Origin of the sequence: Streptomyces thermocarboxydus (genome assembly GCF_024760485.1) — a bacterium.
GTDB classification, from domain to species: domain Bacteria; phylum Actinomycetota; class Actinomycetes; order Streptomycetales; family Streptomycetaceae; genus Streptomyces; species Streptomyces cellulosae.
This window is the reverse complement of sequence record NZ_CP058273.1, coordinates 3,829,790-3,856,288: the sequence shown is the minus strand read 5'-3', so window position 1 is coordinate 3,856,288 and position 26,499 is coordinate 3,829,790. Positions and strand designations below refer to the sequence as shown.

20 protein-coding genes, 1 tRNA gene and 1 pseudogene are annotated in these 26,499 nt (G+C 67.0%); 11 read left to right on the top strand and 11 right to left on the bottom strand.

Going from position 1 to position 26,499, the window contains the following annotated elements; translation table 11 throughout:
• Window positions 1-103: 103 nt before the first annotated feature.
• A complete protein-coding gene (locus AY578_RS17810; RefSeq protein WP_258902986.1) occupies window positions 104-2,389 on the top strand; it encodes a transglycosylase domain-containing protein in 2,286 nt (761 codons plus the stop codon).
• Window positions 2,390-2,480: 91 nt separating this feature from the next.
• Here the strand turns inward: AY578_RS17810 and AY578_RS17805 are convergent, their stop codons facing one another.
• The gene (locus AY578_RS17805) at window positions 2,481-2,945 is read right to left on the bottom strand and encodes a GatB/YqeY domain-containing protein (RefSeq protein WP_019527062.1); all 465 of its coding nucleotides are present in this window, start codon (window positions 2,943-2,945) and stop codon (window positions 2,481-2,483) included.
• Between the two features lie 110 nt (window positions 2,946-3,055).
• On the opposite strand from AY578_RS17805, the gene AY578_RS17800 reads away from it, so the two are divergent.
• From AY578_RS17800 to AY578_RS17785, 4 genes are all read left to right on the top strand, one after another.
• Entirely contained in the window at window positions 3,056-3,979 is a 924-nt protein-coding gene (locus AY578_RS17800) for a metallophosphoesterase (RefSeq protein WP_258902985.1), read from the top strand.
• 143 nt (window positions 3,980-4,122) lie between these two features.
• The gene (locus AY578_RS17795) at window positions 4,123-4,878 is read left to right on the top strand and encodes a Pr6Pr family membrane protein (RefSeq protein ID WP_258902984.1); all 756 of its coding nucleotides are present in this window, start codon (window positions 4,123-4,125) and stop codon (window positions 4,876-4,878) included.
• A 48-nt stretch (window positions 4,879-4,926) separates the two neighbouring features.
• Window positions 4,927-5,000, top strand: a tRNA-Pro gene (locus AY578_RS17790).
• A gap of 172 nt (window positions 5,001-5,172) precedes the next feature.
• Window positions 5,173-6,048 carry a DUF4062 domain-containing protein gene (locus tag AY578_RS17785; RefSeq protein WP_258902983.1) on the top strand — a complete coding sequence of 292 codons (876 nt, stop codon included), beginning with the start codon at window positions 5,173-5,175 and terminating at the stop codon, window positions 6,046-6,048.
• 51 nt (window positions 6,049-6,099) lie between these two features.
• On the opposite strand, the gene AY578_RS17780 is transcribed toward AY578_RS17785, so the two are convergent.
• The 5 genes and pseudogenes from AY578_RS17780 to AY578_RS17760 form a co-directional block, all read right to left on the bottom strand.
• Window positions 6,100-7,605 carry a LacI family DNA-binding transcriptional regulator gene (locus tag AY578_RS17780; protein WP_258902982.1) on the bottom strand — a complete coding sequence of 502 codons (1,506 nt, stop codon included), beginning with the start codon at window positions 7,603-7,605 and terminating at the stop codon, window positions 6,100-6,102.
• A 51-nt stretch (window positions 7,606-7,656) separates the two neighbouring features.
• A complete protein-coding gene (locus tag AY578_RS17775) occupies window positions 7,657-8,037 on the bottom strand; it encodes a helix-turn-helix domain-containing protein (RefSeq protein ID WP_258902981.1) in 381 nt (126 codons plus the stop codon).
• 45 nt (window positions 8,038-8,082) lie between these two features.
• Window positions 8,083-8,262, bottom strand: a pseudogene (locus AY578_RS17770) (helix-turn-helix domain-containing protein); the annotation flags it as partial.
• Window positions 8,263-8,273: 11 nt separating this feature from the next.
• On the bottom strand, window positions 8,274-9,416 hold the full coding sequence (locus tag AY578_RS17765) for an ISAs1 family transposase (RefSeq protein WP_337663095.1): 1,143 nt from the start codon (window positions 9,414-9,416) through the stop codon (window positions 8,274-8,276).
• Window positions 9,417-9,744: 328 nt separating this feature from the next.
• On the bottom strand, window positions 9,745-10,890 hold the full coding sequence (locus AY578_RS17760) for a DNA cytosine methyltransferase (RefSeq protein WP_258902980.1): 1,146 nt from the start codon (window positions 10,888-10,890) through the stop codon (window positions 9,745-9,747).
• A gap of 408 nt (window positions 10,891-11,298) precedes the next feature.
• Between AY578_RS17760 and AY578_RS17755 the strand changes: the two genes are divergently transcribed.
• Genes AY578_RS17755 through AY578_RS17745 form a run of 3 tightly spaced genes read left to right on the top strand, consistent with a single transcriptional unit; the run spans window position 11,299 to window position 19,702 of the window.
• Window positions 11,299-13,215, top strand: coding sequence for a hypothetical protein (locus AY578_RS17755; protein WP_258902979.1), 1,917 nt, complete (start codon window positions 11,299-11,301; stop codon window positions 13,213-13,215).
• A complete protein-coding gene (locus AY578_RS17750; protein ID WP_258902977.1) occupies window positions 13,215-14,666 on the top strand; it encodes a hypothetical protein in 1,452 nt (483 codons plus the stop codon). Before AY578_RS17755 ends, AY578_RS17750 begins: the two co-directional genes overlap by 1 nt.
• Complete coding sequence (locus AY578_RS17745) at window positions 14,663-19,702, top strand: FtsK/SpoIIIE domain-containing protein (RefSeq protein WP_258902976.1); 5,040 nt, start codon at window positions 14,663-14,665, stop codon at window positions 19,700-19,702. The genes AY578_RS17750 and AY578_RS17745 overlap by 4 nt, the downstream gene beginning before the upstream one ends.
• A gap of 123 nt (window positions 19,703-19,825) precedes the next feature.
• Here AY578_RS17745 and AY578_RS17740 read toward each other — a convergent pair whose 3' ends face one another.
• Together AY578_RS17740 and AY578_RS17735 are read right to left on the bottom strand one after the other, a co-directional pair.
• Window positions 19,826-20,329: a very short patch repair endonuclease gene (locus AY578_RS17740; protein WP_258902975.1), complete on the bottom strand. Its 504-nt coding sequence runs from the start codon at window positions 20,327-20,329 to the stop codon at window positions 19,826-19,828.
• Between the two features lie 203 nt (window positions 20,330-20,532).
• Complete coding sequence (locus tag AY578_RS17735; RefSeq protein WP_125505105.1) at window positions 20,533-20,721, bottom strand: hypothetical protein; 189 nt, start codon at window positions 20,719-20,721, stop codon at window positions 20,533-20,535.
• A gap of 582 nt (window positions 20,722-21,303) precedes the next feature.
• On the opposite strand from AY578_RS17735, the gene AY578_RS17730 reads away from it, so the two are divergent.
• A complete protein-coding gene (locus AY578_RS17730) occupies window positions 21,304-21,582 on the top strand; it encodes a CopG family transcriptional regulator (RefSeq protein WP_258902974.1) in 279 nt (92 codons plus the stop codon).
• Complete coding sequence (locus tag AY578_RS17725; RefSeq protein WP_258902973.1) at window positions 21,579-22,004, top strand: PIN domain-containing protein; 426 nt, start codon at window positions 21,579-21,581, stop codon at window positions 22,002-22,004. Before AY578_RS17730 ends, AY578_RS17725 begins: the two co-directional genes overlap by 4 nt.
• 180 nt (window positions 22,005-22,184) lie before the next feature.
• Here the strand turns inward: AY578_RS17725 and AY578_RS17720 are convergent, their stop codons facing one another.
• The gene (locus AY578_RS17720; RefSeq protein ID WP_258902972.1) at window positions 22,185-22,619 is read right to left on the bottom strand and encodes a hypothetical protein; all 435 of its coding nucleotides are present in this window, start codon (window positions 22,617-22,619) and stop codon (window positions 22,185-22,187) included.
• A 274-nt stretch (window positions 22,620-22,893) separates the two neighbouring features.
• Between AY578_RS17720 and AY578_RS17715 the strand changes: the two genes are divergently transcribed.
• Entirely contained in the window at window positions 22,894-23,364 is a 471-nt protein-coding gene (locus tag AY578_RS17715) for a cation:proton antiporter regulatory subunit (RefSeq protein ID WP_258902971.1), read from the top strand.
• A gap of 20 nt (window positions 23,365-23,384) precedes the next feature.
• Here AY578_RS17715 and AY578_RS17710 read toward each other — a convergent pair whose 3' ends face one another.
• Together AY578_RS17710 and AY578_RS17705 are read right to left on the bottom strand one after the other, a co-directional pair.
• Window positions 23,385-24,587 (bottom strand): cation:proton antiporter, encoded by a 1,203-nt coding sequence (locus AY578_RS17710; RefSeq protein WP_019524315.1) that lies wholly within the window; start codon window positions 24,585-24,587, stop codon window positions 23,385-23,387.
• Window positions 24,588-25,129: 542 nt separating this feature from the next.
• Complete coding sequence (locus AY578_RS17705; protein ID WP_202415915.1) at window positions 25,130-26,410, bottom strand: ArsB/NhaD family transporter; 1,281 nt, start codon at window positions 26,408-26,410, stop codon at window positions 25,130-25,132.
• Between the last annotated feature and the right edge of the window lie 89 nt (window positions 26,411-26,499).

Genomic DNA, 26,499 nt, shown 5'->3' with positions numbered 1-26,499 from the left:
TCGCCGGACGTATTGATACGTGGCCTCACTGCTGTGACAGTTGAGTGCAGCTTAGGCCAAGGCATATACGCTTGTCCGGCGAATGAGAACGTAGGCTGCTCCCATGCCAAAGAAGCGCTCGGGCGGTGGTCTGTCCTCCACGCAGCAGGCCGCCAAGTTCCTCGGTGTCAGTGTCCTGGCCGGTGCCGTCCTGGCCGGCATCGCGCTGCCCGCCGTGGGCGCGCTGGGCCTGGCGGCGAAGGGGTCGGTGGAGAGCTTCGACGAGCTCCCGGCCGCTCTGAAGACGCCGCCGCTGAGCCAGCGCACCACCATCCTCGACGCCGACGGGGGCCTGATCGCCACCGTCTACTCGCGCGACCGCACGGTGGTGGAGCTCAAGGACATCTCGCCGTACATGCAGAAGGCGATCGTCGCCATCGAGGACTCCCGCTTCTACGAGCACGGGGCGGTCGACCTCAAGGGCGTGCTGCGCGCGCTCAACAAGAACGCCCGCAGCGGCGAGGTCTCCGAGGGCGCCTCGACGCTCACCCAGCAGTACGTGAAGAACGTCTTCGTCGAGGAGGCGGGCGACGACCCGACGAAGGTCGCGCAGGCCACCCAGCAGACGATCGGCCGCAAGATCCAGGAGCTGAAGTACGCGATCCAGGTCGAGGAGGAGCTGGGCAAGAAGAAGATCCTCGAGAACTACCTGAACATCACGTTCTTCGGCCAGCAGGCCTACGGCGTCGAAGCCGCGTCCCAGCGGTACTTCTCCAAGCCGGCCAAGGATCTCAACCTCCAGGAGGCCGCGCTCCTCGCCGGCATCGTCCAGTCGCCGAGCCGCTACGACCCGGTCAACGACGAGGCCGAGGCGAAGAAGCGGCGCAACATCGTCCTGAAGCGGATGGCCGAGGTCGGGGACGTGTCTCCGGAGGACGCCGCCGAGGCGATGCGCTCCCCGCTGGGCCTCAAGGTCAGCGAGCCGAAGAACGGCTGCATCACCGCGGCCAAGGGCGCGGGCTTCTTCTGCAAGTACGTGGAGAAGGTGTTCCTCAACGACCCGGTCTTCGGCAAGACCCGCGAGGAGCGGGCGAAGGTCTGGAACCAGGGCGGCCTGACCATCCGCACCACGCTGGACCCGCAGGCCCAGGAGTCGGTGCAGGAGTCGCTCAAGAACCACGTCTACGAGTCGGACAAGGTCGCCGCCGCGTCCACGCTGGTCGAGCCGGGCACCGGCAAGATCGTCGCGATGGGCCAGTCGAAGCCGTACGGCTACGGCAAGAACCAGACGGAGATCAACTTCTCCGTGGACTCCGCCTGGGGCGGCTCCAACTTCGGCTTCCCGACCGGTTCGACGTTCAAGCCGTTCGTGGCCGCCGCCGCCCTGGAGGAGGGCCGGCCGCCGACGCAGGAGTACTCCGCGCCGTACGAGATGCCGTACCCGGACACCGTCCGCGGCTGTGAGAAGCCGTGGGTGAACGACGGCGACTACAAGCTGGAGAACGAGAACGAGACCGAGGTCGGGCCGTACGCGCTGAAGGAGGCGATGGCCAAGTCGGTCAACACCTACTTCGTGCAGATGATCGAGGACATCGGGATGTGCCCGGTGGTGACCATGACCGACAAGCTCGGCGTGGTCCAGGGCAACGGGGACAAGATCCCCGAGGTGCCGTCCTCGATGACCCTCGGCTCCACCGGTCTGTCGCCCCTCACCATGGCGAGCGCCTACGCGGCCTTCGCCTCCCGGGGCATGTACTGCACGCCGGTCGCCATCGAGTCGATCACCCAGAAGACGGGTAACCAGTCGCAGTCCCTGCCGGTCCCGAAGTCCACGTGCTCGCGCGCGATGAGCGAGAAGACGGCGGACACGGTGAACGAACTGCTCAGGGGCGTGATCGACTCCGGTACGGGTCAGCAGGCCGGGCTCTCGGGCCGCGACAACGCCGGTAAGACGGGTACGACGGACGAGCGCAGGAACGCCTGGTTCGTCGGCTACACGCCGAACCTGTCGGGTGCCGTGTGGGTGGGCAGCGCCAGCCAGAAGGTGAAGATGCGGGACATCAGCATCGGCGGCCAGTACCACGAGCTGGTCTTCGGCGGCGCCGTCCCGGGCCCCATCTGGCGTGACGCGATGTCCGGCGCGCTGGAGGGCAAGGACGCCCCTGGGTTCAACCGGGTGCACATCCCGGACGCGAAGAAGCCCAAGGACCGCGACCGTGACCGGGGCCGTGACGACGACGGCAAGGGCGACGACGGCTTCATCGGCGGCCTGATCAGCGGCGGCAACGGCAACGGCAACGGCAACGGCAACGGCAACGGGGGCGGCAACGGCGGCCAGCCGGACCCGACCTTCTCCATCCCGGAGGGCTTCATCCAGGGCCCTGGCAACGGGCCGGGAGGCCGCGACTGACGACGGTCGTCCGACAACGGGCTGCGGCCCCTTCCCCGGACGGGGAAGGGGCCGCAGCCCGTTCGTGGCCGTAGGCCGTCGTTACGGCGTCTCAGCCGGCCAGCAGCTTCTTCACCGCGGCGGCCACCCGGCCGCCCTCCGCCTGACCGGCGACCTTCGGGTTCACGATCTTCATAACGGCGCCCATGGCGCGCGGCCCCTCGGCGCCGGCGGCGCGGGCCTCCTCGACCGCCTGGGCGACGATCGCGTTCAGCTCGTCGTCGGACAGCTGCTTGGGCAGGTACGTGGCGAGCACCTCGCCCTCCGCCTTCTCCCGCTCGGCCTGCTCGGGACGGCCGCCCTGCGCGAAGGCGTCGGCCGCCTCACGGCGCTTCTTGGCCTCGCGGGCGATCACCTTCTGCACCTCGTCGTCGGAGAGCTCGCGCTTCTCCTTGCCCGCGACCTCCTCCTTGGTGATCGCGGCGAGCGTCAGCCGGAGCGTCGAGGAGCGGAGCTCGTCGCGCTCCTTGATCGCGGCGTTGAGGTCATCCTGCAGCTTCGACTTGAGCGTGGTCATGACTTGATTGTCGCAGGTGCGGCCGCGGCTGCGCCTGCTGATTTGAGGGTCGTACCAGTTGGCCCCGAGGGTCGTACGGAGGAACCGTCAGGGTCTGACACGATGGGCGCATGCGCGCGCGATACGGAATCCCCCTGGGAATCACGGCGGCCGGCGCCGCCGGACTGCTGTACGCCGCGGGCTTCGAGGCCCGCTCCTTCCGACTCCGACGGGTGACCGTCCCCGTCCTCCCCTCCGGGATGCGCCCCCTGCGCGTGCTGCAGGTGTCCGACATCCACATGGTCGGCGGCCAGCGCAAGAAGCAGCGGTGGCTGCGCTCGCTGGCGGGCCTGCGCCCCGACTTCGTGATCAACACGGGTGACAACCTGTCCGACCCCGAGGGCGTCCCCGAGGTCCTGGACGCGCTCGGCCCGCTGATGGAGTTCCCCGGCGCGTACGTCTTCGGCTCCAACGACTACTACGGCCCCCGGCTGCGCAACCCCGCCCGCTACCTGGTCGAGAAGGTGCAGGGCCGCCACGGCCTGAACGGCAACCCGCCGGTCGTGGACGCCGTCCACAACCCGTGGGAGGACCTGCGGGACGGCTTCGACTCGGCCGGCTGGCTCAACCTCACCAACACGCGGGGCACGCTGAAGGTCGAGGGCACGTCGATCGAGCTCACGGGACTGGACGACCCCCACATCAAGCGGGACCGGTACGCGGAGGTGGCGGGCGGCCCGTCGAGCGGGGCGGACTTCTCGATGGGCGTGGTGCACGCGCCGTACCTGCGGGCGCTGGACGCGTTCGCGGCGGACGGCTACCCGCTGATCCTCGCCGGCCACACGCACGGCGGGCAGCTGTGCATCCCGTTCTACGGCGCCCTGGTCACCAACTGCGACCTGGACACGGACCGCGTGAAGGGCCTGTCCAGGCACACGGCGGAGGGCCGCAGGTCGTACCTGCACGTCTCGGCGGGCTGCGGCACGAGCCGCTACACGCCGGTGCGGTTCGCGTGCCCGCCGGAGGCGACGCTGCTGACGTTGGTGGGGCGCTGAGGCGAGGGCCGGCGGGTTCGCGGGCCGGCGGGTCGGCGTGGGGTCGGGTCGGGTCGGCGTGGGGTCGGGCTGTCTGACGGGCGGATAACCCGACCGGCCCACGCCACATCGCCGCGCCCGGTCTGCCGTCCCACGCTGGGGGCATGACCGCCCCGATACCCAGGGACCTCCCGGACATCCCCGCCCTCCCGCGGACGGCTCCGCAGGTGCTCCCCTCCGTCGTCCCCGCCCGAGCCGTCATACCGCCGGTGCGCCGGCCGCTGACCGCGGCGTACCGGCTGGCCCTGGCCGTGCTGGCGACGGCGGCCGTGCTGATCGAGATCCTCCTCGGCAGCCCGACCCGGGTACTGAGCTACTTCGTGATCCAGAGCACGGCGCTGCTGGCGTTGGTGACGTTCGCCTCGGCACGCCGGGCGTGGACGGCACGGCACCCGCTGCCGGGCGCGGTGACGGGGGCGGCGCTGCTGTATGTGGTCGTAGGGGCTCTGGTCCACCACATAGCCCTCGCGGACGCGGCGCCGGCGTACGCCATGACTGCGGGGTCGAGCGGAGGCGGCGTCGCGTGGCTCGAGCCGGTCGCGGGCCACCTGCTGCACACGGCGCTGCCGGTGGCCGCGCTGCTGGACTGGCTGGTCCTGACACCCCCGGCCCGCCTGCACCTGCGCCAGGCCACGACGTGGCTGCTGTACCCGCTGGCGTACCTGGCCTTCACCCTCGCCCGGGGCGAACTGCTCCCCGTCTCCGCCGGCCGCTACCTCTACCCGTTCCTCGACGTGGCCCGCCACGGCTACCGCGGCGTGCTGGCCAACGCGCTCCTCGTGGGGCTCGCGATCTACGCCGTGGCGGTCCTCCTGGTGGCCCTGGACCACACCCGCCCGAAAACCAGATTTCGTCTCTAGCCACCGGTGGGCTAAAGTAAACGTCGTCGCCGCGACAGCGAGCGACACCGGGGTGTGGCGCAGCTTGGCAGCGCGCTTCGTTCGGGACGAAGAGGTCGTGGGTTCAAATCCCGCCACCCCGACACATGTAAGACCAGGTCAGGGGCCTGATCCGAGACATCGGATCAGGCCCCTGAATGGCTTCCCGGGCCGTCTTGGGAGCCGTTTGGGAGCCGACTCGGTGATCCGGCTCCCCAAGCCATGGAGATTCGCTGTCCGGGATGGATTGTCGGTGGCTGTGGTTAGCCTGCTGCCATGGCCATCCAGACCCTGACGCTGAGCGTCCTCATCGCTTCCCCTGGCGACACCGCTCCTGATCGCGATGTGGTGGAGGACTCCATCCGCAGTTGGAACAGCGACCACACGATGCGGCGCAAGGTCCACCTCCTTCCTCTTCGATGGGAACTGGGGGCAGTACCGCTGGTCGGGCAGGGCGACGCGCAGGAGGTGATCAACGCACAGTTCGCCGACGAGGCAGACATCGTCATCGCGGTGTTCAACAGCCGGCTCGGCCAGGCGACGAAGCGCGCGGTCTCCGGTACGGCCGAAGAGATCCTCAGAGCCCGTGATCGCGGTGCGGCAGTTCACGTCTTCTTCTCCGACGCGCCGATCTCGCGCGACCACGATCCGGAGCAGCTCGCTGCTCTGAACTCGTTCCGCAAGGAGCTCCAGGAACACGGCCTCACTGGCAGCTACGCATCTGCGGATGATCTCAAGGCAAAGGTGCGGACATGCCTGGAGCACGATGCGTATGCGGCTGGCACCTCAGAGAGTGACACGTCAGAAAGCCCACAGACGGGGGCGCTCCTCCGCTCAAGCTTCCAGTGGGACACCGAACCCAAGCAGGACAGCAAAGGGCGGGTCAGGATGCGGCGTGTGAGGGAGCGACTGCGCGTGGAGAATCTGGGTGACATCGCTGCCGAGAACGTCGTCTTGGAGATGAGGCCCGTCGGCGAGGGCCACAACCCGCACGTATTCGACGAACTCACCGCCGACCGCATCCCGTCCAAGTCTTTCGTTGATTTTCTCCTCGCTCTCGATATGGGGACCTCTCGTCAGGGGACGATCGTGCACCGATGGACTGAGTCAGGCACGCCGTGCGAGGAAGAACAGACGATCTCCTGGCTGTAGGCGCATAGTGCGCTGAGGGCTGCTCGGGTGTGAAACCGAGCAGCCCTTGTTCTACTGGCGTGCGCACAGAAGATCGTTGAGCGCCCGTACCGGCGACGTCGGACACATCGCCAGGCGCGCGTTGAGCGTCGCCTCCCACTGTTCGGTCAGGCCAACCATGAGGCGGCGGCGCATGCCGGGGGTGACGTGGGCGTAGCGTGCCGAGACCGAGCCGTCGATGTGGCCCATGCGTTCGTCCATGAGCACCTTCTCGGTTCCCAGGTCCTCCATCATCGTCCGGTGGGTGTGGCGAAGGCCGTGGGGCGTGAGTCCCTTGGCTATCGGGAGCCAGCAGGCGTCGGCCCGGTCGCTGGCACCTCGCCCCCGAGCCGGGACGCCAGGCCAGGGCTCGCCGAGCAAGGGCACCGGCCGTGGCTCCTGTGGTGCCTTCTTCGGGTACCAGCCGGAGACCGCCGGCGTGAACAGCCAGGTTGCGAAACCGTTCCTGCGCCAGTGGGCGGCATGCTCCGGCACGACGCCGCCCCGCACGAACCCCAGGTCCGCGATGGCCTGCTCGACCTTCTCTCGCGTGGCCTCGGTGACGCGATCGGGGTGGTTGAGGACGTTGGACACCGTGCCGGTCGAGACGCCGGCACGGCGGGCGACGTCGACGAGCTTCGCGCCCTGGTGACCGCCCGTGCGCGCCGCACCTTGCCCTCGGAAGACGTAGGTCTTGCCGTGGCAGGGGCACGGCTTGGGCTTCGTGCGGGCGATGTGGTTGGCGACCAGCGCGGACAGCCAGTCCATCGAGTCGATGGTGCGGTAGCTGTCGTCCTTCGGCGGGCAACGCACCAACTCCCCCGTGTCGAGCTCGTACAGCTGCCACTCGACCCGGACGGCTCCAGGGCGGACGAACGCGGTCTCCAGGCCGACGATCTCGCCCCAGCGCATGCCGGTGTACCCCTTGAGGACCACGGCGACGAACTCGTCGTCACGGCCGGAGAGCAGGGCGGCGCGCTCGGCGGTCAGCAGGATGCCGAGCGCGTCGGTGACCACCTTCTCCGGACCACGGTCTCGGGAGCGGCCGGCGCGCTTACCCCGCCCGCGCCGCCGAGCGGCCGGGTTGGACGTGATCAGGCCCTCGTCGATCGCGTCCTCGAAGATCAGATGGAGCGTCGAGTGCCAGGTCTTGACGCTGGAGGCCGCATAGAGGGCCTTCTCCTTCTTCTCCCACAGGTCGACGTCCGTGCGCAGGATGCCGGCGAGCGCCTTGTCCTCGAACTCGGGGAGCAGGTGCTCCTCGATGTGACGCTTGTAGTTCTGCATGGTCGAGGCCGCCAGGTCCTGGGCCTCATACCAGCGGTTCGCGTACTCACCGAAGGTCTCCTGGCCGAGGGCAGGGTCGCGCCAGTCGCCGCGACGGTACTTGTTCTCGGCCTCGGCCGCTGCCCGTTGGGCCTCGCCCTTGGTGGCGAACCTGATCGCCTTGCCGTTCTCGTCGACGACCGTGTTGTGCTTGCCGGGCGCGACCTTGTACCGGCCGCGCCAGTAGTTTCCACGCTTCTCCGCGAAACCCAAGTCCCGCTGCCCCCCTCTTCCTTGTCCTCGGCTACGGCAGATGCGATCGGGTCACGCGACAGTGCTGTACTGCTGCTGTCGACGCGGCGGGCGGGCCCGCAGGCGAGTCGCCGGCGCCACGGCGGGGCGGCGACGTTGCGCGGAGTCGGTCTGCGTACCGGGCTCGGAGAGCGGCTCGGTCCCCCGGGCGACTGTCTGCGCAGGCTGTGCCGGCCGCTCCTCGTAGAGGCGGATGATCTCGGCGAGGTGCTCGGCGGTGAAGCGGTAGGCGCGGCCGACCCGGGTGTGCGGGATCAGGCGCCGCCGCGCGCGGTCCTTGACCCACCAGGCCGAGCAGCCGAGGGTGTCGGCGATCTCCTCGGGGCGGTAGAGGCGGGGCGGAGGGGCGTCGGACGGCCTGTGGGGGACGGGCGCGGGCGTGGGTCGGTGCAAGGGGGCGGCTCCTGGTCGCGAGGGCGGGAGGGATGCGTGGGCGGCTCAGGTGGCGCCCGGGCCCTGGAGGAGGGCGAGGGGCGATACCTGCAGGGCTTCGGCGATGGCGACGAGGTCGTCGATATCGCATCGCCGCTTGGCGAGTTCGATGCGGGACAGCATCGTGTTGGACATAGGACGGCCCAAAGCGGTACATCGCGCGGCAAGTTGGCGCTGCCCAAGGCCTCAGGGCTTGATCAAGTTCCGTGAGGGTCGGGGTTGTTGGTGATGCCCAGGAGTGGGAGGGCTCGTTCGGGCTGGTCTCGGATTGCGCGGGTGGTTTTGGCGATGTTGGTGGCTCCGAGGGTCTTGAGCAGGCCGATGGCGAGGTTGCGGAGGGTGGCCATGGCTCGGGGTGCGGTGTCGGTGTGGACGGTGGAGGCGTCCTCGGAGAACGTGACATCTCTGACGTGGTGCAGTGCCTCGATGCTCCAGTGGCCGCGGACTGCGGCAGCGAGTTCGGCGGGTGTGGCCTGGTGGGCGTCGAGGCTGGTGACCGCGTAGACGGTCTCGCGGGTCTCGCGCCGGCCGGACTGCCGGCGGCGGCGGTGAACGCGGAGGGCGAGGCGGGCGTGAGGAAAGGCGATCCCGCCGAGTTCGTCGGCGACGCCGCAGGTCTTGAGGGAGCGGGATTCACGGCGGCCGCGTCCGGCGAAGGAGGCGGTGTGCTGGATGGCAACGTCCGGCCAGGGCAGGCCCGCGAGCTGCCGGTAGGCGGTTGGCTGGTTTTTCTTGATCATCGCAATGTAGTGAGCGTTCTTCGTCCCGACCAGCCAGGTCACGTTCGCCCGAACCGAGTGGAGAGCGTCGAAGGTGACGATGGATCCGGCCAGGTCGAGGTGCTCGAGCAAGGGCTGGAAGTGCGCGGTCTCGTTGGTTTTCGCTCCGACCTCCGCCTGGGCGAGGGTCACGGCCCGGTGGTGGGTGACCGCGGAGAGCAGGTGCCTGCGGCCGGCGGACAGGCGGGCCGATCCCCTCAGCGACTTGCCGTCGACGGCGATCACCTGCCGTTGTCCCGAAGCCGGTCCCGCTGCGTTCCGGTCGGCGAGGTAGGCGCAGACCGCCCGGTCCAGGACGTCACCGTCAACGGTCGCCAGTACGCGGCCGATCGTGGTCCGTGAGGGAGCACGGCGCCACCTCAGCGGATGCCGGCGCACCCCGACAGCCGTCAGCACGGCGTCCGAGGCCCGCTGGGCCCACTCGGCGATCTCGTCGACGCTCCTCGCTCCGGACACGGTCGCGCAGGCACAGACGAGGAGGATCGCGGTTAGCGAGTACCAGCGGCCCCGCCTCGCACGGGGATCGGGCACCAGATCCAGGAAGGGGCGCAGGTCGGACACTTGACCGGCACCCAGCGGACCCAACTTCATCAGCACCGGCGGGATGAGGGAAGATACAGCGGCAGGCACGGGCCACCTCATGATCGTTGAGCTTCGACACCCCAATGATCACGAAGCCCGTGCCTGCTCTGCTATGCGCCCCAACCGGTCACGGTCCGACCAACGGCACGACCCCGGAACTCGCCCACGCCCTGTGACCGCCCCGGACCATCCCTGGAGGAAACGTCTCTAGTCCGCAGTCCGAAACCGAGAGGCCAGCCGTACTGCGCCGATGCCCCGACTACCTGAGCCGGGCTCGGCCCTCGGAGGGACTCAGCCCACTGCAGGCTCAGCAGGCGAGGTCTACAGCAGAGGCAGCGAAGTCGTCCTCAAGCTGCTGGGAAGCGTCGTCCTTCACATGCAGAACGTCAGCGTCGAAGAGCCTGGAAGTCAGCGCCTCGGTCAGGGGTGGGGGTACGGCGTTGCCGATGATGATCTGAACCTCGGTGTGGGTCAGCTCATAGCGCGGCTTGACCCTCTCGTCGACGAACTTGAAATAATCCGGGAAGCCCTGGATACGCGCAGCCTCGTGGGCGGTCAGACATCGGGGAACACCAGGGTGGACAAAACGCCCGCGTCCCATCGTCGCGAAGCCACTGGTAATGGTCTGAGACGGACGGTCCCACCACAAACGGCCGTACATTGCGGTGTAATTATGTTTGCCCTGGTGACACTTGGGGCGCTCTTCGTTCGGCAGATTGTGCACGTCATTATCGAAGAGATACTTCATACGCCGCTGATTGTCTGCGTTGGGTACGGCAGCTTCATCGAAAAATGACTTAGGTCGCACGTCGAGCAGGTCGCCGATCGCCCAACGCAGGTCATGGGGCGCGGCATTGTGGTCTTCGATCTTTAGCAGGTCAGCAGCAGAAAAGCCAAAAGGCAGCGCGTCTTCGCGGACGGCCAGCAGTATGTGGCGCTTGCGCGTCTGAGCGACCCCGAGCTTGAGTAGGTCGATACGACTGGTCGCAACCTCGTAGCCAAGCTTCTTGAGGTGAACGATGGCCCGGGAGACGACCTGCTGCTTGTCATTGACAACGGCCAGCACATTCTCGATGACGACTACACTGGGGCGCAGAACCTCTGCCGCACGAGCCATCCGCAGGTACAGCCGATTCTTGGGATCGTCGCGACGGGTGTGGTTGTTGAGATTACTGTGCCCCTGACACGGCGGCCCGCCGATCAGGAGCTCCACCTCACCCACCATCGAGAGAGTTTCGGTCTCCTGAGCGGTCAACGGTGCGCCAAGGTCACCGTCAAAGTAGGATTCGACGGCTCCCTGTCGGACGTTGGCCTTGGGGAAGTTTGCTTTAAATACCTTCGTGGGAGCTGCCTCAAAGTCAACCGCGAGACGAACATCGAGCGAGACGTCATGCTTGCGGGCTGCCTGGGCAATACCGAGGGTGAGGCCACCGCAGCCGGCGAAGAGATCCACGACTCGCAGAGAGCCGACACCCTCCTCAAACTTCGGCCGCCGCTTGGCCCGCAAGGGGTGCCGCTCACCCACGTGTGCCCCCTCTGCGCTTGCTTGTAGAACCGGCGGAACGAGCGGTCATCGTACTCGATCAAGGGTGAGCGCGCGCGGCAGACCGACACCTAAGTGCCGCCTGAACTGCCGATCACGACGGTTCTACGCCTCACTTACCAGCATCACGAGCACCTAGGCCAGCCCATCAACCGCCATCAGCTGCGGTGCTGCTGCTACCACGGCGTTGAGGGCCCGCGCTTCCTCAACGCGACTCGCAGTCACCATCGAGCACCGCAGCATCAAGCGCGGCCATCACCGATCCCCCAAGGTCCCCGACAGTGTCACGCGCTGGCGAGCCCGACGTACCTAGGCACTGTGACACCCCATTTGATCTACCGTCAGGCGCGCTGGCGGCTAAAATCTTGCAGCGCTTACGGCCCGGTCGACGAAGGACAGCAGATGCCGCTAGAGGTCAACAAACACGTCCAACGGATACGTCGCTACCAGCCGTTCGACGCCGACACCTCTGAGATGATCTACGAGCTGCAGGCAGACTGGACGCAGTCGCTGTTCCCTGTCGTGACGCTGAAATACCTGCTGGACGCCATTGAACGGCCAACCACGAAGACCATCGTCCTCACCGGGGACGCCGGGCATGGCAAGACGAGCCTGTGTGCCAGCCTTCTGGCCGAGCTGCGGGTCGATGCCGAGCCGATCACACCAGAGGTCCGGAAGGCTGTTTTCCTCGAGCTGTCCGGGGCCGGAGACGCCAGCCGCTCTATAGGCCAGACCCGTAGCGGACGCCCGCTGTACATCCTCAGCGATCTCAGCGAGCTCAGCCCGCAGGCGGGCGCTCGCAAACTCGTGGAACTTCTTGACCCTCCGGACGAGGGCATCGCGATCATCTGCGCAAACGAGGGCCAACTGCGCAAGTGCGTCGCTGAAGATGACAACCTGGGCAAAGGCGGCACCGGGCGCGCCAAGATTCTGGTGAAGACCCTCACAGAGGGCATAGTCCGGGGGCAGGTCACCGACCCCGATGGCACAGTCACTGTTATCAATCTCAACTACCAGTCCGTAGCGGCTGACAGTGACAACGGCGGACTCATTCCTTGGGTCCTGAAGCAGTGGACGACGAACCAATGGTCGCGGTGGAAGCCCTGCGAGACCTGTGATGCACGGAACGTCTGCCCGATCCTGGCCAACCGCAACGAACTAAACGACCTTACCCGCGGGCCTCAGCGTCGGGCCGCGATCCGGGACGTGTTCGCCGCGGCCGAGCGCACTGGGGCGGTAATCACGACACGCCAGGCGCTGTCGGTGACCAGCTACATGCTCACCGGCGGCCTGTCCTGCGAGAACGTCCATGCCAAGTACCAGCGGTCGCACTCGAATAGGTTGTGGCAGGCTCCCCACTTGTACCACCAAGCTCTCTTCGGTGACCGGCTGACCCAGCAACAACGTCATCTGGTTCCTGCCTTCTTCGCGCTACGAAAGCTGGACCCGGGCAAGGTCTCTCGGCGCCAGGTCGACGACCGACTGGACCCGGACACGGCTGGCGACTTCCCTCCCGCGGACGCCAGCAGCTATCTGCAGAAGGTCCGTACGAATCGGGACGTCCAGAAGCAGGCCGAGCAGTTGCGGGGCTTGTACACGTTCCTGCGACGAGCTGACTTCTTCAACAGCGACGACGACACGGACCGGTTCGCCCGCATGGGCCTGCAGGCCGGCGACGACTTCGTCCGTGTCCAGGACAAGAACCGGGACCCGGCAGACACCAGGGTGCGAGACCGCTTCCTCAAGGGCCTGGAGGCCGTCCAGGGCATCCACCGGGCGGGAAGCAATCCCGACTTCTTCATACTTGACCCCGCCTTCTTCACCCACCGTGCCCGCGCCGCCGTAATCTCCCGGCGAGTGCCCAGCAAGGGCGTCGAGGTCGTCGACCAGGTTACCCAGTGGCAAAGGGAAGCCGGCACGGGCACAACCCCCGAGATGCAGAACGCCGTCGAGTGGCTCAACCGAGCCATCTACATTCGTATCCCGGCCATCGCACCTAACCAGAACGCAGTCTCGGTGGAGGCGGACCTCCTGCGCTTCGAGTTGCTGACGCGGTGGGCCGCGGGCCTGCGTAGCGAGGTCCAGCACGAGGCAGAGATCCGCGGCCTGAGTGGATCCCTGGCAGAGCTGGCTGACTCGTCGAACAAAGAGGACGAGATCCAGGTGCTGGTGGGCAACATCATGAGGAAGCTCATGATCGACGTCGGCGACAAGATCAGGTCGGTGCGTGCGTGATGGCTGATCGTTCCAAGGCCGAGGTTGTCCTTCGCCTCTTCGGAGTGAATCTCGAACAGCAGGGCCGCGGTTTCTACGTCCCGCTTGAGATGCTCGCGATCGCCCGCGGCGTCTACCTGGCGCATCAGGAGGACCCGGAGAAGTTCCCGGGACTCCTGAACAACGGAGCCGCCACGGCTTACAAGAGGACCTCGCACGACCTGGCCCGGCGGATCGCGACCAAGGCCCGCATCGTTGAGGGCGACGAGGAACTCAGCAAGGCCGTCGAGCTAGACTCTCCCGAGACGGTGGAAACGCTCCACGCCCTGTTCTCGTCCCTGTTGGTTGAGATCCCTGGACGTCGTAGCCAGCCCAGTTGGTTCGGCGCGCACATCTATCCGTTCGTCGGTGAGCTCATCCACTACGACGCAGTCGAACGACGAATCAAGCAGATCGACGCATCCTCCAAGAGGAGCGCCAAAAAGCGCAAGCAGGCCAGCAAGGTCGCTGCCGGCATCAACGCTCCGAGTATCGAGCGCTACCTCTTCCGCGATGGCGGGAGCTGGGCCTACAAAGTCCTACGCACTGACCCTGATCCGGACCGCAAGGAAGCGACCCGACAGGGCCTGCGCGACCTCGTGCAGGACAGCGGCACCCCGCTGGGCAACCTTGCCAAGGCGCTCAGCGCACACGACTTCGACTACGACGAAGCGCCCGTGGAGGGCTCGGACGCAGAAATCAAGCTGCGTGAGGATCTCAGCCCGTGGCCTGATCTGCTGAGGGAAGGGACCCGCAACATCGTCACTCGGATCGCGACGGTCCCCAGGGCCAAGCGCACCGAGAGCCTCATGCACTGGGTCCCCTACTGCTTGGCACGCCACCAGCTGCACCTCGCACGCACGAAGCTCGGTGCTACCAATCGCGAGTCGATCCTGTTGGACTTCGGCAACGAGGCAACCCCGCTGCGCAGAGAGTCGCAGAAGAACCTCACCGGCTTCCGCAATGACATCGTCAACGCGATCAACGTCCAGGCTCGGGAAATGATCGAGGAACTCGAAGCCGAAGGCGATGAGGCCAGGAAGCGCCGCTACGAAAGATTCACGAAGGAGGCCGGCAACGCGGTCGGCTCGCCTCGAGCGTTCTTCAGCGAGACCCTCGCTGCTGTGGGAGCCCTGAACGCGACGGCTGGGCGCCGGCACTTCACCATGAAGCCGCCGATGCTTGAGGGCTTGGTATCTGCCACCGTCCCGCAGGGCACGGAGATGGAGTTCGACCAGTTCTGCGCGCTGCTGTACGAGAAGTACGGGCTCGTGGTGGAGAACAAGGTCGCAGCTGCGAGCCCGTTGGCCTATGAGGTCGACTCATCGGTCCTTGACCACAACGGCAAGGCGTTCCGGGAGAAGCTGGCCGCTATCGGTCTGCTCACTCAATATTCAGATGCAACCAGCATGGTTCGAGGGGAGCCCCGGTGACCGACAGCAGCATCCGAGCGCTCGGTCGATTCGTCGCCGACGAAGCACTCCGCAAGGTCACTGAGATCAGCGGAGCCCATGCCGTCCTGCGAGTCAGCGGGTTCGACCGGCCGACCGTGGCCGAGGCCCTCCGTCGCACGGCCCAGCGGCTGTTGGAGTCACCGGACCGCCAGGTTGTCGTCAAGGTCGGAACCTCAGAGCCCATTGAAGGCGTCCCTGCTGACTACCTCCTGGATCCGCAGGACCAGCTGACCAAGTGGCGAAATTCGGGACAGGGTACGGCGGTGTTGCTCTTCGAGTGGGGGCAGTCTCCGGACGCACAGGGGCTGGCGGCCATGAATGCCCTGAACGATGCCACGATCCTGGGCGATTACCACGACTCCTCTGGCGAGCGCGGGTTCGACAGGTTCATGGCAGAAGCCTGGCGGGAGGCGGGTGGCAGCGGCACCGTTCCGGCCCTGATGGTCGACTTTCTGCCGGAGATCTGGCGTGCCGTCACCGATGAGGAGCCCCGGTCGTTGCACCGCTGGGCGGCCTTCCTGGTCGAGACCACGCAGAAGGTCGCAGCAACTCAGGTCCACACCCCTGACGTGGTCTACCCCGAGATCTCTGCAGCCTTGCCCGCTCTTGACCTCTTCCCGGACCGAGGACTCTTCCTCAAGCCCGCCGCGCTGCCGGCCCGGATCAAGAAGAACGTCTCGGTCAGTGCCTTCAAGCAGCCCACCGGCAAGGAGATCACCGAGGACGACCTGATAGACCGCATCACCGCGACCGAATTCAGCGAGGAGTCGCTGGACCACATTGGCACGGACTCCGAGACTGCCAAGACGCGTATGCGCAGCCTCGTACTAAACCTCAATCGCAGTGGCTCTACCCCGCAGGATTCTCGTCAGCTGCGCCGCGAGCAGGATCTGACCCTCTGGCTTGAGGTCTTTGAGCAGAAGTCCAAGAAGATCGGTCTAGGCCAGCAGGTCCGGCAGGAGATCGAGAGGGCCGACGCAGATCGGGTCGACGAGTTCGACGCCATGATGATCGAAGATGCGCTTGATCGCGGAGACCAGGAAGCCGCACAACGATTCCTTGACGAGGCTCCCGTTGGTGGAGCCGAGCCGTTGGCCGACCTGCTGTCCAAGCGGTCGCGCCGCAAAGCCGAAAAGCTTGCCTTCCCGGACTCTCAGTTCGTCCAGGACCCACTGCGTGCCCTGCTGCGCGAGCTGACCTACTTCTCTGACGAAGAGGAAGGCTCCGTCGTCGTCGGGCTTGAAGGCAACCAGGAAGCAGGGCGGTGGAGCCGCTGGCTGTTCGCTTTCCTGTACGCACGCACCCTGCGTGATATCCAGGACTCCACCGGCCTTCGCCTGACTTTGGAGGTCAAGGACTGCCTGCTGGACCTGACCAAGCCGCCCCTGCCGGAGGAGGACGAGCCCTTTGACCCGAACACCGAGTGGGCCCCGCTGCGCATCCTGGTCGAGATGGACGGCGCCGCCCAGCGACGCTTTCGCTGGGACCCCCTGGGCATCCCCGGGCAGATCGCACTGGCGGCCCTCATCCACGGCTGGCGAAACCCCCCTGGCTATGCCAGCAATCTGACCTTCGACACCTTCCTCGAGAAGTTCAATGACCCCCGGCAGTGGCAGGTCGACGAGCCTGCGCCTGTCCCTGCATCACATTTCGCGGGTCAGCTCAAGCGCCTCAAGCTGGAGCACTTCGAGCGGTTCTCCGACGGGCTTGACGCTGAGAAGATCAACGATTACGTACGCGAGTGGGAAGGCATACTCCGCGAAGCTCGCACCACCCTGGTTCCCGACAACGCTCCGAACGCAGACCTTGAGGCCGTCGTCCTGACCGATGTCATTGGGCTGGCCGATCACCGCATGATGATGCTGGCCACCCACCCGCTGAAGCTGCGCTGGCTGGCAAAGAACTACGCGGAGGCAGCCAGCAGCATCGAGACCGCCCTGAACAGGGAGGGAGGTCTGAGTCTCAACCAGGAGAACGAGGATCTCTTCTTCGACGCCATCGACCGTATCTCCCCACATGGGACACCGGCGGTCCTCGTCGGGCCCGGCGGCACGATCGCCATCCCGATGCGCGAATCAGCCGGGCACGAGGAGTACGCCCCGGTCCGCCTCAGCGGCAACGAGTCCAAGGAATGGCTCTCCAGCGTCGACGAGACCGCGATCGACGAGATGGTCCGCGTCATCACCGACTACCTGACGACCTACCCCCACAAGCTTGACGGCCTACGCGTGCTGCTCCTGGACCGCAACGGCGACCCTGTCCTGCCGATGCGCGTGGCCAAGCAGATGCGAGCCAAGAACCCTCGCCTGAAAGTTGATCTGGTTGTGCTGGCTCCCCAGGCCACCCATCACGAGATCATCCAGGGTTTCGACCTGCACTTCTCCGGTGCGGAGATGTCCGAGGACAGCTTCCTGCCCGACGTCCAACTCATCCTGCAGGCATGGGAGCCCGAGCAGGAAGCAGACCTGTCAGGGCTAGAAGACTCCATCGACCTCGCGCTGGCTCCGGCACTGTTCGGTACCCAGACCAGCATCAAGGAGAGCACCAAGAAGGAGTCCTTGTCGGGCTCCTTCAACCCTTGGAAGCACCCAGCTTCACACAACCTGGCTCAGACCAGCGAGAACGTCGTGAGAGCGCTGTTGCCCGAGACCGCCGACGAGACTCTTGAGTCCTGGTCAACCTTGTGCGTGCGCTACGACCGCCGTTCCCCGGTCTCCCGGGAGAGTGTCGACGGCATCGACTACTTCGAGATGCAGGTGCAGTTCGACCAGCACCAAAACTTGTTCGCCACTTTGCATCGCGTGGCCCATTGGGTCGTCACCCTCGACAGTTTCATCGGCCGTGAGCAGATCGATGCCCTGCGCAACCGCCCTGACGTCATCCTCGTCAAGCCCAGTGTTGGCAAGAACGAGTCCTACACTCTCATCGTCAGCTCGCAGACCGGTCGGCAGTTCGTCGTCCAGCGACTGCGGCGCCGCCTGGAGCAGATCGGCGTCGTCACCCCGCAGGACTCCGAAGGCACCGCTAAGCGAATCTACGAGGTCGGCCGCAATGTGGCCCCTGGCGCCGTGCTGCGCTCCCTCGGCATCGGCACCACGGTCAACGAAGTCGTGGGCCTGGTCGCGACGCGATTTGTCATCGATCAGCAGTTTCCCGTCTCTCGACAGGGTACGAGCCTGGTCACCTGGATCAGCTTCGACGAGCACCACCGCTGGTTCGGTCGCGGACAGAAAACCCGTGCCGATCTGGGCCGGTTCGTGCTGACCATCCAGGACGACGGCACAGTTCGCCTGGATGTCCTGGTCGCTGAGTCCAAGTTTCGCCAGACCTTCGACGTCGGTTCGGCTGAAGAACAGCTCAACCGCACCACCGACCTGTGTGAGGATGCCTTCCGTTCGGACGGCGAGGCTCGCCACGACCGTCCCTTCTGGCTGGACGAGCTTGCCGCCGCAATCGCCCAGACCAGTGGAAACGCCCTGCAGGCCGCAGACCTTCCAGCTCGCACCTTGATCGGTAATGACGACCACCGTCAGGTCGAGGCGACGGTCCTTGACGCCCTACGCTCCGAAGATGTCCAGCTCGGTCAGGTTACCGGCGTTGCCGTGGCCATCTCAGCCGAGGATGACCAGCCGGCACCCGCGGTCGGAAGCCTCGGCAAGCACACCCTGGTGAGGCTGAACAAGCAGGAATTGCTGAACCTCATCGGCGCTCTGCGCGCCAATCAGGACCCCACCAATGCCGACCGCCTTGTTGTCTCTGGGAACCTCAGTGGGGCGGTTCAAGTCCCCGACGATGTCGTCAAGACCTCCTCAATGGGTATTCCCGTCGAACTGCCCACCCCGGAAGAACCGACGGCACCTGTTGAGGTTGCCCAGGCGGCCGCGCCAACGTCCCTGCCGGAACATGGAGTTGCGTATCACCCTGCCGCAGAGGTAGATCCTGTCCCTCTGAAGGTTCACCGCGGTGGGCTCTCCGACGAGGAGCTGAGGCTTCGATACAACAAGGTCGTTGACGTCTTCGCCCGCCACAAGGTCGCGGTCACCGCTCCGGAAGTCGGCAAGTGGCAGGAAGGACCCGGCTTCTACATCTTCCGGTTCATCCCCAGTCCTGGGGTCACCGTGGATAAGCTGACCAACCGGCGCGACGAGATTTTCCTGGCCCTGGCATTGCCCTCCGGGTTCAGCATTCGCACCCGTAGCGACCGCGGCTCCGTGCTCTTCGAGATCCCCAAGATCGACGACGAGAAGTACGGAGTCGACGCCAAGGCGCTTTGGCAGCGGTGCCCGGCCGATCCCGAGAGCCTCATCGCCCCGCTGGGCACCGACATCGAGGGCAACCCCGTCACCATTGATCTGTCCTCCGCAGACTCCCCGCACTTGCTGGTGGCCGGCACTACTGGATCAGGAAAGTCCGTCGCCCTGGACACGATTCTCAAGGGCCTGGTCCGGTACGACAAGAGCACCCTGCGACTCCGCCTCGTCGATCCCAAGGGCACCGAGCTTGTCGACTTCGAGGACGACCCTCACCTTGACGGCATGATCGGCATGGACGCCGCTGACGCCATCGAGATCCTTGAGGAAACCGTCGACGAGATGGCCGTGCGCTACAAGGAGATGAAGGCGATCCGCACACGCAAGCTCGTCGAGTACAACGCCAAGGTCGACAAAGCAGACCGAAAGCCCTGGATCGTTATCGTCCTGGACGAGTACGCCGATCTCACCAGCGATCCCGAAGAGAAGAAGCAAATCGAAGCGTTGCTCAAGCGCCTGACGCAGAAGGCCCGCGCTGCGGGCATCCATGTCATCGCAGCCACGCAGCGACCGAGTGCGGACGTTATCTCGACGACCATCCGCTCAAACTTCCCTGCCCAACTCGCCCTGCGGGTCAAGACGGCGACCGACAGCCGCATCATTCTGGACGAGACTGGAGCCGAAGCTCTGGCCGGACAGGGCGACGCCTTTCTGCACACGGCCAAGGGCACCATACGACTGCAGGTGGCCTACGACGGGAGCTGACCAGACCCCGCCAGTTTGATCAACTCCATCTCATAGAGGGGGCAAGAAGGACACCAGCGGCACGAGCTCTTCTCGCTGAACCGGGCGAAGATCAGATGGCCGCTACCGCCAGCGACGCGACGGTCAGGAGGTATTCTTCGGATGCTTCGAGGCTTGGACCTCCTGCCGCCGGGCGGCCACTGCCTCGATGACAGTCGCGGCACACGCCTCTGGTTCGAGGTGTTCCCAGAAGCGGAGCACCAGCCAGCCTGCCTCCGCGAGGCGATCGTCTGTATCCCGGTCGCGCTGGATGTTCCGGCCGATCTTTTCTTCCCAGTACGACCGGTTCGTCTTCGGCATCACGAAGTGCTCCGGGCAGCCGTGCCAGAAGCAGCCGTCGATGAAGACTGCGACTTTCACTGGGCGGAAGACCATGTCGGCCGTGCGGCGCATCTTCGGGAGCGGCTTTGCAGCCACCCGGTAACGCAGTCCAGCGGCGTGGACAAGCGAGCGGAGGAGCAGCTCGGGTGCGGTATCGCGATTCCGGTTGCCAAGCATGCTCCGCCGGCTCGCGGCCGACGACGCCCACGACCCCTCCGGTGGTGTCCACTGCTCGGCCGGCGCTTCTGGTAGTCCTTGCTCGCTCATATCTCCAGCAGCTTAGGGACAGCTTTCTCCGGGTCGTCCCGCCTGGCGAGGACCCATTCCTATCCGTCCAGCTCTATTCTCGGCGCTTCCCCGTGGTGGAGGCGGGCAGCCGCAAGCCGCGCACTCACCGACGCCACCCGGTCGCAGGCCGACGATCGCCGACCGCTGCGACGGGAGTGGCCTAGCGGCGGCGGGATCTCCACTCACAGAGTCCCGTCCTGCAGCAGCGCCTTGAAGGCGTCTGCCTCTCGCTGCAGCACAATGCGCCCGTCGCCGTCGCTGAACGCCAGGATCCGACCGCCTGCATCCAGGCCGGCCTCCGCGAGGAGTCCCAGCGGCAGGGACACACGGCCGTCGTCATCGATCTGCAGTTCTGCTGGTTCGCGTATCACAATCGCAGTCTGCCAGTCTCCAGGCAGGACTGGGCTGCCCTGACCGGTCCGGTGATCAACCGCCCAGGTGCATCACCCTCTGTGACACGTATATCCGTAAGCCTGCTCGCCTCGTCGGCCTTCGCGGACACGGCGCGAATCGCGGACTCAGCGGCCGTTGGCTGCGGTCTCGCTGGGAGCCATCTGGGAGCCAACCCGCTACCCAAGCCCTTTCCAGGCCACCCGACACCACCGCACTCCAACGCCCTGACCAGGCAAAACAACAAAGAGACCGGTGATGATCACGCCCGAACCTCATTCGGGACGAAGAGGTCGTGGGTTCAAATCCCGCCACCCCGACAGCCGTAACACCACTTCAGGGGCCTAATCCGCTTAGCGGGTCGGGCCCCTGAGTGCTTTCTGGGGTCCGCTCGGGAGCCGAGTTGAGGATCAACTCCCGGACGTGTCTCCCGCCCTTCGCCTTCACTCCACGCCGACCTGTACTCAGCCGTCGGCCGTGGCCCGCCACCGCCGTCTGATCACCGGGTTCGGTCACGTGGGCCGAGTGGTAAGGAGTCTGATACCAGGAGTATGGTCCTTTGTATGGCGACGAAGAAGGTGACCGTCACGATCCCCGAGGATCTCCTGGACGAGATCCGCGTGGACGCGGCCGAGCGGGGCCTGTCGGCGTATGTCACCGAGGCGCTGCGTTTCAAGCGTGACCGGGACCGGCTTCGGGAACTGGTCGACTGGCTGCAGGAAGAACACGGCCCCGTCACCGAGGACGAGCAGGCGGCAGCGCTCGAGGAGCTGGACGAACTCGACGCCGAACACGTCCGGCGTCGGGCCGCCGGAAAGCGCGATGCCGGAGAGGCTGCGTGAAGCAGCGAGCCGGTGAGCGCGGTGGGCGGCCCCTTCGCGTCTTCGTGCTGGGCTGTGAAGCCCTGTCCCTCGCGGTACGCGGGGACCGGAAGATGATCGCCTGGCTCGATCTCGCGGCACGCGGGGAAGCCGAGGTGGTGACCTCACCGATGACGCTGGTCGAGGCGTACGACGGCAGAACTACCGAGCAACGCTGGGACTGGGTACTGTCCCGGCTCCAGGTCGTCGACATCGGGAAGAACGAGGCCCGCCAGGCGCGCCGGCTCCTGGCCGGTGCCAAGTTGCACGGCCACACGTACGCGATCGACGCCGTGCTGGCCGTCATCGCGCGACAGCAGAAGGGACAGGTCACCGTCTTCACCTCGGACGTCGACGACCTGGAGAAGCTGGTCCCGGACATGATCGTGGTCAAGAAGGTGTGACCCGACCCGCAGCCCTTCCCCTTCGGCGCCCGCGCGCACGCCGGTGAGCGCTCGCGATGCCGTCGCATGCTTCTTCACCGCGTATCAGCGGCTGTTGAAGCGCTCCGGCGTCCGTTGGCCGCCTGCCTGACCGGCACCGCCTGCCGCGTGCTGCGCGCCGTCCAGGCGGTGCCTGCGGTGTCAGCCCCCCACCGGCACCGCCGCCGCTATCTGGTTCCTCTTCTTCCTGCCGAACGCCGAGAACGTGAGCTGGAGGCTCTCTTCGTAGCCCGGGTAGGACAGGACGAAGGACGAGTTGATCCTGCGGTCGTCGATCTCCGTGCGGACCAGGCCGGCGCGCGGGAACGTCATCACCAGTTCTCGCGGCCAGACGACCGTCGGCTCCCCTCGGAAGAGGAAGAAGCGGCGGTCCGTCATGACCAGGTGCATCGCCGTCGGCGCCGGGGCCATCGTCATGCTGCCGCCGCTCACGATCGCCGACGCCAGGGCGAACGCCGTGGTTCTGCCGAGCGAGACGGGGCTCGTGGTCACGATGGTCACGACCTCGATCCGCTCGTCGGGCTCGAGCATCGGTCTGACGGAGGCGAGCAGCGCACTGCGGCGCGGTCCGTTCATGGGGCGTACTCCTGGAACTCGGGCCGACCGGAACCCCCCGGTCCGGCGTGTGGAGGCCCGGCTCCCCCCGGGCGCTGCCGCAGAGTAACCGAGGGTCCCGGTGCGCCGTACGCTGGGGCTTCGTCCCCCCCGGGCCCGCCGCGCCCGGCTCCGGGGCGTCTCGCCCCCGCCCGGATGTCGCCCCCCGACCCCTCGTGCCGTAGGGTGCCGTCGGTCATGGCCCGTAGGTGAACTGAGACGGTGTAGGGGGACGGTCATGGGCGGCGCTGGGCGGATGGGGCACACTCCGCTGCCGGGGATCGGGGTGCGGTACGACCTCGTGACGCGGGAGCGGCGGCGGTTGTCGGTGATCGCCCATCTCGACGGTTCCCGGACGTTGAACGTCTACCGCAAGGACGACCCGGACGACACCGCGGTGTGCCTGAAGCTGAACGCCGAGGAGGCCGCCTCCGTCGTCGACGCGCTGCTTCCCTCGCACCACGGCCCCAACCTGCTGGCGACGGCCGAACTGGGCCTGGTCGCCGAGCGGATCGAGCTGCCGGCGACCTCCTACTGGAACGGGCGCGTGCTCGGCGACACCCGGATGCGCACCGAGACCGGTGTGTCCGTCGTCGCCGTGCTGCGCCGCGCCGAGGCCATCCCCTCCCCCGGGCCCGACTTCCGGCTGGCCGGCGGCGACACCCTGATCGTCATCGGCACCCGTGAGGGCGTGGGCGTCGCCGCCGACATCCTCAGCCGCGAGTAGTCGCTCGCCTCTTCGACGCCTCACACCTTCGCCGGCTCCGGCGCTGTCCGCTCCGTCTCCACCGGCGTCTCCGGACGCCCCGTGAGCTTGCGGGCCAGCGGCTCCGTCCAGCGCGCCGTCAGCGGGCCGACGACGACCAGGATCAGGACGTACGCCGTGGCCAGCGGGCCGATGCGGGGCTCCACGCCGACCGCGAGGCCCGCGATGACGATCGAGAACTCGCCGCGCGCCACCAGCGTGCCGCCCGCCCTCCAGCGGCCTCCGCCCTTGATGCCCGCGCGCCGGGCCGCGTACCAGCCTGTCGCCACCTTCGTCAGGGCCGTGACCAGGGCCAGCAGCAGCGCCGGGACCAGCACCGGCGGGATGTCCGACGGGTCGGTGGACAGGCCGAAGAAGACGAAGAAGACGGCGGCGAACAGGTCCCGCAGCGGGGTGAGCAGGTTGCTCGCGCCCTCCGCGACCTCCCCGGACAGCGCGATGCCCACGAGGAACGCGCCGACGGCCGCCGACACCTGCAGTTCCTGCGCGAGGCCCGCGACGAGCAACGTCAGGCCCAGCACCACCAGCAGCAGCATCTCCGCGTTGTCCGACGAGACGGCGCGGCTGATCAGGCGGCCGTGACGCAGCGCCAGGTACAGCACGGCGCCCACGGTGCCGAGCGCGATCAGCAGGGTGACCGAGCCGCCCGCCAGGCCCGCGCCCGCCAGCACCGCCGTGAGGATGGGCAGGTAGACCGCCATCGCCAGGTCCTCGATGACGAGGACGCCGAGCACCACCGGTGTCTCGCGGTTGCCGAGCCGGCGCAGGTCGCCGAGCACCTTCGCGATCACGCCGGAGGACGAGATCCACGTGACGCCCGCCAGCGCGACGGCCGCGACCGGGCCCCAGCCCAGGATCAGCGCCGCCACGGCGCCCGGCACCGCGTTGAGGACGAAGTCCACCGCCCCCGACGGGTACTGCGTCTTGAGGTTGGTGACCAGTTCCGACGCGCTGTACTCCAGGCCCAGCATGAGCAGCAGCAGGATGACGCCGATCTCGGCGCCGACGGCGGTGAACTCCTCGCTGGCCTGCAGCGGCAGGAAGCCTCCGTGGCCGAAGGCGAGTCCGGCCAGCAGGTAGAGCGGGATGGGCGAGAAGCCCACGCGTCCGGCGAGGCGGCCCAGCAGACCCAGGGCGAGGATGATCGCGCCCAGTTCGATGAGCATGGTGGCGGTGTTGTGCACGGGCGTCGGTCCTCCGGGTCGGTGACGGCGGCGTCAGTGCCTGAAAGGGGCTCGGGTGGTGTGCGGGCGGACGGCGGTCTTCTCGAGGCGCCGCGTCGCGCGCGGTGTCCGCGGGGGTGCGGTGAGGGGTGACGGCGGGTGGTCCTGGTCCGCGTACGGCGCGACGCCGGGAGGCCCTGATCGGGCGGAGGTGGCGTACGGGCCGGGTGTACGGGCGAGCTGCCGCGCCCTTGACGGAGGGGCGGGGCGGCCGGGCGGGTCAGGCGCCGGAGACGGCGGCGCCCGGTTCGGGAACGCTGTCGCGGGGGGTGATGTCGATGCGCACGGGCCGGTTCGTGTCGCGGCGTACCGCACGTCGGTTCATGTCACGTCCCCCCTCGCATCCGGGTCCGCTTCCCGCGGACTGAGCATTCGGCAGCCCAACAGAGCGCCAAGCCGAAGTAAAGTTTACCGTACGACAAATTTCGTGTACGTCGCATACATGTGCGAGGCGTGTAAAACGAACGGCAGCTCACCGTGTTCCGCCGGTCACGCACAGCGGTTCACGCCAGTGCGAAGTACCTCAGCCACACGTACGCCCCCGCCACCGACACGGTGACCGCCGTGACGATCAGGCCGTACTTGCTGAACTGCCAGAACGAGATGTGATGGCCCTCGCGCTCGGCGATGCCGATCACCACCACGTTGGCCGAGGACGCGATGATCGTCGCGTTCCCGGCCAGGTCCGCGCCCAGCGCGAACGACCACCACAGCATCTCCGCCTCGCCGGCCCCGCCCGCCGACGCCACGATCTCACTGACGATCGGGCTCACCGACGCCACGAACGGGATGTTGTCGATGATCGCCGACGGGACCACGGAGCCGAAGACCAGCGCCATGGCCGTCGTCCCGAGGTTGCCGCCGGTCGCCTCCGCGGCCAGTTCGCCCAGGTCGCCGATGATGCCCGTCCGCACCATCCCGCCGACCATGACGAACAGTCCCGCGAAGAACGCCAGCGTCTCCCACTCGACGTCCTTGACCACGTCCCCGGGACTGAGCCGGGACAGCGCGAGCAGCAGCAGACCGCCGCTCATGGCCACCACCGAGGGCTCCAGGTGGAGCCAGGTGTGCAGCACGAAGCACGTCATGACGGCGACGATCACGACCCCGCTGATCAGCAGCAGGCGTTTGTCCTTGATCTCCGCCTTGGGGTCCAGCTCCATCAGCGACTCGGCCCGCTCGGGGTCGTAGTGGAACGCCTTGCGGAACATCACCCGGCACATCAGCACCAAGATGATCATCAACACGACGACGATCGGCGTCATGTGGACCAGGAAGTCGTTGAAGGAGAGGTTCGCCCGCGAGCCGATCATGATGTTCGGCGGGTCCCCGATGAGGGTCGCGGCGCCGCCGATGTTGCACGCCATCACCTCGGCGACGAGGTACGGCACCACCGGCACCCCGAGCCGCCGGCAGACCAGGATCGTCACCGGCGCGATCAGCAGCACGGTGGTGACGTTGTCCAGCCACGCCGACAGGAAGCCGGTCGCCACGACCAGCAGCACCATCAGCCGGTACGGCCGTCCCCGCGCCCGTCTCGCGGCCCAGATGGCGATGAACTCGAAGACGCCGGTGCGTTTCAGCACCGCGACGACCAGCATCATCCCGAGCAGCAGGAAGATGACGTTCCAGTCGATGCCGGCGTCCTCGGAGAAGAACGCGTGCTCGGCGTCGGTCGCGCCGATCAGCAGCATCAGCACCGCGCCGCCCAGCGCTGCGGCGACCCGGTGCACCCATTCCGTGGCGATCAGCACGTAGACCGCGGCGAAGACCGCCACCGCCATCCACGCCGTGACGCTCACCGCGGACCACCGGCGGACGGCAGACCGTCGTTCAGGCCGGTTCCCTGCGGCGCCGCGTGCATCAGGGGGCG